Annotated in this window: 8 protein-coding genes (1 of these 8 cut by a window edge); 7 read left to right on the forward strand and 1 reads right to left on the reverse strand. The window is 46.1% G+C overall.

Annotation, left to right across the window (positions count from 1 at the left end; genetic code table 11):
- The 6 genes from dnaA to gyrB all read left to right on the forward strand — a co-directional run bounded on the left by dnaA (window position 1) and on the right by gyrB (window position 6,321).
- Window positions 1-1,347: a chromosomal replication initiator protein DnaA gene (dnaA, locus tag MKY24_RS00005; RefSeq protein WP_023986414.1), complete on the forward strand. Its 1,347-nt coding sequence runs from the start codon at window positions 1-3 to the stop codon at window positions 1,345-1,347.
- A 186-nt stretch (window positions 1,348-1,533) separates the two neighbouring features.
- Window positions 1,534-2,676 carry a DNA polymerase III subunit beta gene (gene dnaN, locus MKY24_RS00010; protein ID WP_023986415.1) on the forward strand — a complete coding sequence of 381 codons (1,143 nt, stop codon included), beginning with the start codon at window positions 1,534-1,536 and terminating at the stop codon, window positions 2,674-2,676.
- Between the two features lie 47 nt (window positions 2,677-2,723).
- Window positions 2,724-2,942 (forward strand): S4 domain-containing protein YaaA, encoded by a 219-nt coding sequence (gene yaaA, locus MKY24_RS00015; protein WP_023986416.1) that lies wholly within the window; start codon window positions 2,724-2,726, stop codon window positions 2,940-2,942.
- A gap of 54 nt (window positions 2,943-2,996) precedes the next feature.
- Entirely contained in the window at window positions 2,997-4,112 is a 1,116-nt protein-coding gene (gene recF / locus MKY24_RS00020) for a DNA replication/repair protein RecF (protein ID WP_013308098.1), read from the forward strand.
- Between the two features lie 16 nt (window positions 4,113-4,128).
- On the forward strand, window positions 4,129-4,380 hold the full coding sequence (locus tag MKY24_RS00025; RefSeq protein ID WP_007433255.1) for an extracellular matrix/biofilm biosynthesis regulator RemA family protein: 252 nt from the start codon (window positions 4,129-4,131) through the stop codon (window positions 4,378-4,380).
- 30 nt (window positions 4,381-4,410) lie between these two features.
- Entirely contained in the window at window positions 4,411-6,321 is a 1,911-nt protein-coding gene (gene gyrB, locus MKY24_RS00030) for a DNA topoisomerase (ATP-hydrolyzing) subunit B (RefSeq protein ID WP_013308100.1), read from the forward strand.
- A gap of 141 nt (window positions 6,322-6,462) precedes the next feature.
- Here gyrB and MKY24_RS00035 read toward each other — a convergent pair whose 3' ends face one another.
- The gene (locus MKY24_RS00035; RefSeq protein WP_025720769.1) at window positions 6,463-7,290 is read right to left on the reverse strand and encodes a YheC/YheD family protein; all 828 of its coding nucleotides are present in this window, start codon (window positions 7,288-7,290) and stop codon (window positions 6,463-6,465) included.
- Between the two features lie 466 nt (window positions 7,291-7,756).
- Here MKY24_RS00035 and gyrA point away from each other — a divergent pair, with 466 nt between their 5' ends.
- Window positions 7,757-10,000, forward strand: partial view of a DNA gyrase subunit A gene (gyrA, locus tag MKY24_RS00040; protein ID WP_028540987.1) — the 5' portion only. It continues 321 nt past the right edge of the window; the window shows 2,244 of its 2,565 coding nt (coding positions 1-2,244); the start codon lies at window positions 7,757-7,759; its stop codon lies beyond the right edge, outside the window.

A 10,000-nucleotide genomic window follows, 5' to 3' on the forward strand; every position in this document is an offset into this window, starting at 1 on the left:
GTGGACAGCCATACCTCTGAACTATGGCAGCAAATTCTATCCATCATACAAACCAAGCTGAGTAAGCCGAGTTACGACACTTGGTTTAAGGCTACCAAGGCAGCGAAACTAAATGACCACTCCATTGTGATTTCTGCACCGACAACTTTTGCCGTGGAATGGCTTGAAAGCCGCTATACCAAGCTAGTCGGAGCAACGGTTTATGAAATTTTGGGCAAACAACTAGAGGTCAAGTTCGTTATTGAAGAGAACAAGCCCGCCGAGGTCGACCTTCAGCAACAACCTCAGCAGCAGCCGGTCGTTCATGAAGAAGCTGTGTCCCATATGCTGAATCCCAAATATACATTCGATACATTCGTCATCGGATCGGGGAACCGTTTTGCCCATGCGGCATCGCTGGCCGTCGCCGAGGCGCCGGCAAAAGCTTACAATCCGCTGTTTTTATACGGTGGTGTGGGGCTGGGGAAAACGCATCTGATGCACGCTATCGGACACTATATTTTGGAGCACAATCCGACCAGCAAGGTCGTTTATTTATCGTCGGAGAAGTTTACGAATGAATTCATTAATGCCATCCGGGACAACCGCGGGGAAAGTTTCCGGAATAAATATCGCAACATTGATATTTTGCTCATTGATGATATTCAATTCATTGCGGGCAAGGAATCGACGCAGGAGGAATTTTTCCACACGTTCAACGCCCTTCATGAGGAACGCAAGCAGATTATAATCTCAAGCGATCGGCCGCCTAAAGAAATTCCAACGCTGGAAGAACGGCTGCGCTCTCGCTTTGAGTGGGGACTTATTACGGATATTCAACCGCCGGATCTGGAGACGAGAATTGCTATTCTTCGGAAAAAGGCGCGGGCGGAGAACCTGGATATTCCTAATGAGGCCATGATGTATATCGCTAATCAAATTGATACAAACATCCGTGAGCTGGAAGGGGCGCTTATTCGCGTTGTCGCTTATTCCTCCTTAACCAATCAGGATGTCACAAGTCATCTCGCGGCTGAGGCGTTGAAAGATATTATCCCGTCCAGTCGTCCAAAAATGATCACGATTCAGGATATACAGCATCAAGTCGGGGAATTTTACAATCTACGGCTGGAGGATTTTAAAGCGCGTAAGCGGACGAAGGCTGTAGCTTTTCCACGACAGATTGCCATGTACCTGTCTCGTGAGCTAACCGACTATTCTTTGCCAAAAATCGGCGAAGCCTTCGGTGGGCGTGATCATACGACTGTCATTCATGCGCACGAAAAAATCTCCAAATCCATTCAAGTGGATCAGGATCTGTTTAAAGTTATCAACAGCCTAATAGAAAAAATCAAAAATCCAACCTGAATAAGTTCAGAGCCTATACACAATTTATACACATGTGGATAGGCTTGATTTTATTAGGGTTACAGTGACTTATCCACATATTCAGTGCGCCTATTACTATTACTAATATATTTTAAAGATATACATCACCTAAATAAGGCCCGCGTCAACGCGTGCTTGAAGGATTAAAACCCGTAGGAGGAACTTATGAAGATCAGCATTCTGAAAAACGTTTTGAACGAGGCTATACAACATGTATCCAAAGCGATATCAAGTCGGACTACGATTCCAATTCTGAGTGGTATTAAGCTGGATGTGAATCACCAGGGAGTAACGCTGACCGCCAGCGATACAGACATCTCCATTCAATCCTTTATTCCGATGGAGGATGGTGACCAAACTGTTGTTCAGGTCGAACAACCCGGCAGTGTTGTGCTGCCTGCCAAATTCTTTGTCGAAATTATCAAAAAGTTGCCGTCGCAGGAGATCCATATGGAGGTAAAAGACCAATTCCAAACCTTTATCTCGTCCGGCGCAACTGAAATTCAGATTGTTGGCTTGGACCCTGAAGAATTCCCGGTGCTTCCCAACATTGAAGAAAATCAAGTCATCTCTGTACCAGGAGATTTACTTAAAAATATGATTAAACAGACGGTATTCTCCATCTCCACCCACGAAACGACACCGATTTTAACTGGCGTGTTGTGGAATCTGGCTGAGGGTGAATTGAAGTTTGTGGCAACGGACCGCCACCGCCTTGCCACCCGTAGCGCTCATTTGGAGACGTCTGAAGGCTTGCGTTTTAGCAATGTTGTCATTGCGGGCAAAACGCTGAATGAGCTGAGCAGAATTATTCCAGATCAAAATATGCTTGTGGATATCGTAGTAGCGGACAATCAGGTATTATTCAAAGTAGATCGGGTGCTATTTTATTCCCGCATCTTGGACGGCACCTATCCTGATACTTCTAGAATTATTCCGACCTCCTACAAAACAGAACTGATTGTGGATACAAAAAGTTTAAGTGAGTCAATTGACCGTGCTTATTTGCTGTCCCGTGAGGAAAAAACGAATATTGTAAAAATGCAGTCGCTGGAAAATGGCGGTTTGGAGATTTCCTCTAGTTCCTCTGAGCTTGGCAAAGTGCGTGAGGAAGTAACTGTGTCCAAATTTGAGGGAGAGCCGCTCAAAATTTCGTTCAACTCTAAATACATGCTCGACGTGCTGAAGGTGATTGACAGCGAGCAACTGACGATTGCTTTTACCGGCATTATGAGCCCCATTATTTTAAAACCGGCTGATTCCAGCAATGCGCTGTATATCATCCTGCCATATCGCACAACCAACTGACGTTTAGCGTTAACCCACCCGAGGACAAGCGAAAGGATGAACAAGCCTTGAAACAGATATCTATACAAACCGAATACATTAAGCTCGATCAATTTTTAAAATTAGCCGATTGTGTATCCACAGGAGGCATGGCTAAAGCCCTGCTGCAAGAGGGACAAGTCCGTGTGAATGGTGAACCGGAAGAACGTCGTGGAAGAAAACTGTACCCGGGTGATACCGTAGAAGTAGAGGACAACGGAAGTTTCGAAGTTACAGCAGGAGCATGATCGCCTGGGTGGCAAGGACTCCTTTTAGGTACGGAGTAACAAGGGGGACCCTATGTGTTTGTGAACAACATTGTTTTGCAGCAGTACCGGAACTATGAACAGCTGGAGCTGAATGAATTTGGGCCCGTTAATTTGCTGATCGGACAAAATGCGCAGGGCAAAACGAATCTGGTAGAGGCGATTTTTGTACTGGCTTTAACCAAAAGTCATCGAACGTCCCGCGACAAGGAGTTAATCTCTTTCGGGGCTACTTCCACTCACCTAGCTGCGGATGTGGATAAAAAATACGGGAAAATCAGACTGGATCTCGCGTTATCCACACAAGGCAAAAAAGCAAAGATCAACGGACTGGAGCAGCGAAAACTGAGCGATTTTATCGGTTCGTTAAATGTGGTCATGTTTGCACCTGAGGATCTGGAAATTGTGAAAGGGACACCGGGGGTTCGCCGCCGGTTTCTTGACATGGAAATCGGACAGGTTGCGCCAGGATATCTGTATCATTTGCAGCAATATCAGAAAGTATTGGTTCAGCGAAACAACTTGCTCAAGCAAGCTTGGGGTAAGGATATGGCGTCAGTGCAGCTGATGCTGGAGGTATGGAATGAGCAACTTGTTGAGCATGGTGTTAAAATTGTTAAAAAGCGGAAACAATTTATAACAAAGCTACAAAAGTGGGCTCAGGCCATTCATGAAGGGATCGCAGGTGGGACAGAAGAGTTAAAATTAACCTATGTTCCCTCCTTCAGTGAGCCAGAGGAAGAAGATGAAGCTGTCTTATTGGAGCGATTTATGATAAAGTTATCCCAAATGAGGGAACAGGAAATCCGCCGTGGCATGACTTTGGCGGGACCCCATCGTGACGATTTGGCCTTTGCCATTAACGGCAGAGAAGTGCATACGTATGGCTCTCAGGGGCAGCAGCGGACGACGGCCCTGTCCTTGAAGTTGGCCGAAATAGAGTTAATCCATGAGGAAATTGGTGAATATCCTGTCTTGCTGCTGGATGATGTTTTGTCCGAGCTGGACCCCTATCGTCAGACCCAGCTGATCGAGACTTTCCAAAGCAAGGTACAGACCTTTATCACGGCAACCGGGGTTGAGACTTTGAACGCAGAACGACTCAAGGATGCCAATATTTATCACGTCCACGACGGGCATGTGGAACACTAAGGAGTGAGTGACCGCTATGTATATTCATCTGGGTGGAGAAAAAATCATCCGCTCGTCAGAGCTTGTGGCTATTTTCGATATCTCGATTGAAAAATCCTCTAAAATCTCCAAGCAATACGTGAACCACGCCCAACAGCAAAAGCATGTCGAGATGATTGGCGAAGAGGAAGCCAAGTCCATCGTAGTGACTCAGAATACGGTGTATTATTCCCCCATCTCCTCAACAACACTCAAAAAGCGGGCAAACCAGTTTGTTGCCAATGCTTAACCATAGAATCTATAGAAGTAGGTGAAAGGCATGTCTATGAATCAACCGTCTTATGATGCGGGCGAGATTCAGGTCCTCGAGGGCCTGGAAGCGGTTCGGAAACGTCCCGGGATGTATATTGGCTCCACGAGCGCCAAAGGTCTCCATCATCTGGTCTGGGAAGTTGTGGACAACAGCATTGACGAAGCGCTGGCGGGTTATTGTGACAGCATTCAAGTTGTGGTTCACGAAGATAACAGCGTTACCGTTACAGATAACGGACGCGGTATTCCGGTAAGCGAACACGCCAAAATGAAAAAATCTGCGCTGGAAGTCGTTATGACTGTACTTCACGCCGGCGGTAAATTCGGAGGCGGAGGGTACAAGGTATCTGGTGGTCTGCACGGGGTTGGTGTATCGGTAGTGAACGCTCTCTCCAGCAAAATGATCGTTCATGTTAAACGGGACGGACATCTGTATGAGCAGGAATATCACCGTGGTGCTCCGCAGTATGATGTCAGAGTCATCGGTGATACAGACGAGACGGGTACCCAAACGACCTTCTATCCGGACGATCAAATCTTTACAGAAACGACTGTATACGATTATGATACGCTCCAAACGCGGATTCGTGAGTTGGCTTTCCTGAACAAAGGCATTGCAATCAGCTTGACTGATGAACGGACGGGCGCCAGCGATACATTCCATTACGAGGGCGGAATCAGTGAATATGTACAATTCTTGAATCAAAAAAGAGAAGCGTTACATGAACAGCCGATTTATGTCGAAGGCTCGCGTGATATGATTCAAGTCGAGGTTGCTTTGCAATATAACGACAGCTATACCGAGAATATTTATTCTTTTGCTAACAACATCAATACCCATGAGGGCGGAACTCACGAATCAGGCTTCAAGAGTGCATTAACCCGGATTATTAATGATTATGCACGTAAAAATGGCTTGATTAAGGACAACAATGCCAACTTGACTGGTGATGATGTGCGTGAAGGATTGACGGCGATTATCTCCGTCAAAATTCCAGAACCACAGTTTGAGGGTCAGACCAAGACAAAGCTGGGGAACAGTGAGGTGCGAGGGATTGTCGAATCCCTATTCGCAGAGAAACTCCAGGAATTCCTAGAGGAAAATCCGTCTGTTTCCCGCCGTGTGGTTGATAAATCATTACAAGCAGCACGTGCCCGGGAAGCAGCGCGTAAAGCGCGTGAGCTTACACGTCGTAAAAGCGCGCTGGAAATCAGTTCGCTCCCAGGCAAGCTGGCAGATTGCTCCTCTAAGGATGCTTCGATTAGTGAACTGTACATCGTCGAAGGTGACTCAGCGGGGGGTTCGGCCAAGCAGGGTCGTGATCGTCACTTTCAAGCTATTTTGCCGATTCGCGGTAAAATCCTGAATGTCGAAAAGGCACGCTTGGACCGTATTTTGTCCAGTGATGAAATCCGGTCGATGGTAACAGCAATGGGCACAGGGATCGGAGACGACTTTGACATCGCCAAAGCCCGTTATCACAAGGTCATTATCATGACAGATGCGGATGTCGATGGTGCCCATATTCGTACGTTGTTGCTGACGTTCTTCTATCGGTACATGCGTAAAATCATTGATGCAGGCTATATTTATATTGCTCAGCCACCACTATTCAAAGTAGAGCGTAACAAAGTTGTACGTTATGCGAACTCCGAGGCGGAACGTGATGAGATCATCAGGGAATTTGGAGAAAACGCGAAGTACAATGTACAGCGCTATAAAGGTTTGGGTGAGATGAATGCGACCCAACTTTGGGAAACTACGATGGACCCTGAGAGTCGTACCATGCTTCAGGTAACTGTCAGTGACGCGATGCTGGCTGATACACTGTTCAATACCTTGATGGGTGATAATGTAGAACCTCGTCGTGACTTTATCCAAGAACATGCGAAGTACGTGAAAAATCTCGATTTTTAATGTGTGATGTTCTTTCCTAGTGGCTGTATTACGTGCTCATTAGGTAGTATTTTGTAGGAGTTCACAAGGGGCGCCCAAAGGGGCGTCCCTTTTCTTGTCATTAACCAGCCCGGGTGTATTTGAATATTTAATCTCATTGTTTTAGGCTTTTTTCTTAGAGCGTACGGCTTTACCCGTGGATGGAGAGTACCGTCCGTAGCCTACTGCATATCTGAATATTTTATGATAGAGGCTTTTGTTTGGAAGGGAAGAGAACACCTTGATTGCTGGTCTCGTGTTAACCTCCAGAATCCACGGATAATTTTGCTGATCCAGTCCCACATCTAATCCTATTTCCCTTAAACGTGGGTATCTTTTTTGCAACTGCCAGGCTACCCGTTCGCCCATTTTTGATAATTTTTGCTCCAGTCGTACAGATTCCTTTACATCCATGTATGGAGCGACCAGCTCATTGAAAAAGCGCGTTGTCCCACCGCTGTGATGATTGGTGACGACTTTGTCAGGAGCAGCTACGCGTCCTACAATAAGCGTTGTTTCCCATTGGTGTCTTAAGTTCATCTGGGTTAATACCCTCAGATCGAAAGGGCGTGCTTCATGCTGAAGAAGTGGAATTCCACGCTGGATCAGATATGGACGTTTTCGTATGCGGGAAGAAACCACTCTATGCAGATCTTCTAGACTTTCGAAGGTGAAGGTATCTACTTCATAGCGAAGCACATACCAAGTTCTCTCTTCGATGATTCCTTCTTCTGTCGGCGGAAGCGGTTCTGTCAGCCTCTCTGCCCGCATAACCCCTTTTCCATAAGTACCGTTATCAGGCTTAATATAGACAGTACCATACACGGCCAACATTTCGTTCAAGTGATCAAACGTGTACAACCGTGTTTCCGGTACATAAGCGGCCAATGTCGGATTGGGGAGAATGGCATTTGTTTTGGTCCACTTACTGGATACTCGCTGAATAGACAAGTAATCTCATCCCTTTCTTTTCGAAATATGAGTCATGTACTTGGAATCCGCAACACTTTGACAAAACAAGGGAAACTAAAGGACAAGTGCGTAAAACAATGATATAATAGAGAAATACGGCGTTTTTCGGAATTTTGCTAAGTGAACCCTGACCGTATACGTATTGTATGTGGAAAAGGCCCTTAGGGTGGGGGCTAATCCCCAGCTCTGGGGAATTTGTTATAATCAGGGCTTGTGAGTTGTACAAGAGAATAGCGATCTGCTACAGGCAGAGAGAGAATGACGAGGGATTTACGCTGTAAAGAGGACAGATGTGTTTAATTGTGCTCTTTTTGTGAAAGTAATATAATTATACAGATGAGGATTTCAGCCAAAATCCTGCGCAGAGAGCGGAGTGTATAGGCAGTATCTTGTTAGGCTTTTCACATAGAGAGCATTGTATTGAAGGATAAGAAGGAGGACCAGCATGGCGGATCAAAATAACTCGCAAATCATCAATAGGGATATCGGAGTGGAAATGCGCGAATCCTTTATGGATTATGCCATGAGTATTATTGTTAGCCGTGCCTTGCCTGATGTGCGGGACGGACTGAAGCCGGTACACCGTCGTATTTTGTACGCGATGTCCGAGCTAGGCATGTCGCCAGATAAGCCTTACAAAAAATCGGCAAGAATCGTCGGCGAAGTTATCGGTAAGTATCACCCTCATGGTGATACGGCTGTATATGATACGATGGTGCGGATGGCGCAGGATTTTTCTTTGCGTTATATGTTGGTGGATGGACACGGTAACTTTGGCTCCGTGGATGGAGATATGGCGGCTGCGATGCGTTACACCGAAGCACGGTTGTCCAAGATTGCCATGGAAATGCTACGTGATTTGAACAAAGAGACCGTTGATTTTATGCCGAACTACGATGGTGAAGAGAGCGAGCCCGTCGTATTACCTGCACGTTATCCTAACTTGCTGGTGAATGGCGTCGGCGGAATTGCAGTCGGGATGGCTACCAATATTCCTCCGCATAACTTGGGAGAGGTTATCGATGGTGTACAAGCATTGATCGAAAACCCCGACATTACGCCGATGGAACTTATGGATTATATTCAAGGGCCCGATTTCCCGACAGCAGGTTATATTTTAGGACGCTCTGGTATTCGTCAGGCGTACCAGACTGGCCGCGGATCTGTGACCATGCGTGCGAAGACCACCATAGAAGAGATTGGCAATAAAGCACGGATTATCGTGCATGAGCTGCCTTACCAAGTGAATAAGGCTCGTCTGGTTGAGAAAATTGCCGAATTAGTACGTGACAAACGTATTGAAGGCATTACGGATCTTCGGGATGAATCGGACCGTACGGGTATGCGTGTCGTTATCGAGTTGCGTAGGGACGTGAACCCGAACGTCGTTCTGAATAATTTGTTTAAACATACGGCTATGCAGTCGAATTTCGGTATTAATATGCTTGCCATTGTAAACAACGAACCGAAGATTTTGAACCTGAAGGATGTCTTGTATCATTATCTCAAACATCAGGTCGAGGTTATTCGTCGCCGGACAGAATTTGATCTGAAAAAAGCCGAAGCCAGAGCACACATTCTGGAAGGCTTGCGCATTGCCCTTGACCATCTGGACGAAGTTATTGCTTTGATTCGTTCTTCCCAAACTGCAGAAGCAGCTCGTGAAGGACTGATTGAGCGTTTCTCGCTCACTCTTGAGCAGTCTCAGGCTATTCTCGATATGCGTCTGCAACGCTTAACCGGTTTGGAACGTGAGAAGATCGAGAACGAATATAACGAGCTAATACAAAAGATTGCGGAATACCGTGAGATTTTGGCGAACGAGCATCTGGTACTCAACATCATTAGCGAAGAGCTGAATGAACTTAAGGAACGTTTCGCTGATGACCGTCGCACTGAAATTACAGTGGGTGAAGAGAGTATTCTGGATGAGGATCTCATTCCGCGTGAAGATGTTATTATTACTGTAACCCATACGGGATATATCAAACGCCTTCCTGTTACTACCTATCGCAGTCAAAAACGCGGTGGTCGTGGTGTAGTGGGTATGGATACCAAAGATGAGGATTTCGTAGAGCATCTGTTCATTACGAATTCACATCATCATTTGTTATTCTTTACCGACAAGGGCAAGGTATATCGGATTAAGGCCTATGAGATTCCTGACCTTAGCCGGACAGCCCGGGGGACACCGATTATTAACCTGATTCAGATTGAACAGGGTGAGTCGATCAATGCGGTAATTCCAATCGAGGAATTTGTGGAGGATAGCTATCTATTCTTTGCGACCCAGCATGGAATCATAAAGAAGACACCACTTGATGACTATGCAAATATCCGCAAAGGTGGCTTGATTGCCATTAACTTGCGTGAAGATGACGCCCTGATCGAAGTGAAGCTGACGGACGGACAGCAGGAAATGATTATTGGTACAGCACAAGGCATGTCTATCCGTTTCCCTGAAAGTGATGTACGGTCTATGGGCCGTAGCGCTACAGGGGTTAAAGGGATCAACCTTGATGAGAGTGATGCTGTAATTGGTATGGACATCGTAGATACCAGCCTGGATATCCTGATTGTAACGGCCAAAGGTTATGGCAAGCGTACCCCTGTTGTGGATTATCGTATCCAAAGCCGTGGAGGTAAGGGGATCAAGACGATTAATGTTACGGATAAAAATGGTCCGGTT

The organism is Paenibacillus sp. FSL P2-0322, from assembly GCF_037975315.1.
In the GTDB taxonomy this organism is placed as follows: domain Bacteria; phylum Bacillota; class Bacilli; order Paenibacillales; family Paenibacillaceae; genus Paenibacillus; species Paenibacillus polymyxa_B.

What these genes read in the sequence shown, in the direction of transcription:
- dnaN (WP_023986415.1), top strand. Translation starts at nt 1,534, where the DNA reads ATGAAGATCAGCATTCTGAAAAACGTTTTGAACGAGGCTATACAACAT.
- MKY24_RS00025 (WP_007433255.1), top strand. Translation starts at nt 4,129, where the DNA reads ATGTATATTCATCTGGGTGGAGAAAAAATCATCCGCTCGTCAGAGCTT.
- gyrB (WP_013308100.1), top strand. Translation starts at nt 4,411, where the DNA reads ATGTCTATGAATCAACCGTCTTATGATGCGGGCGAGATTCAGGTCCTC.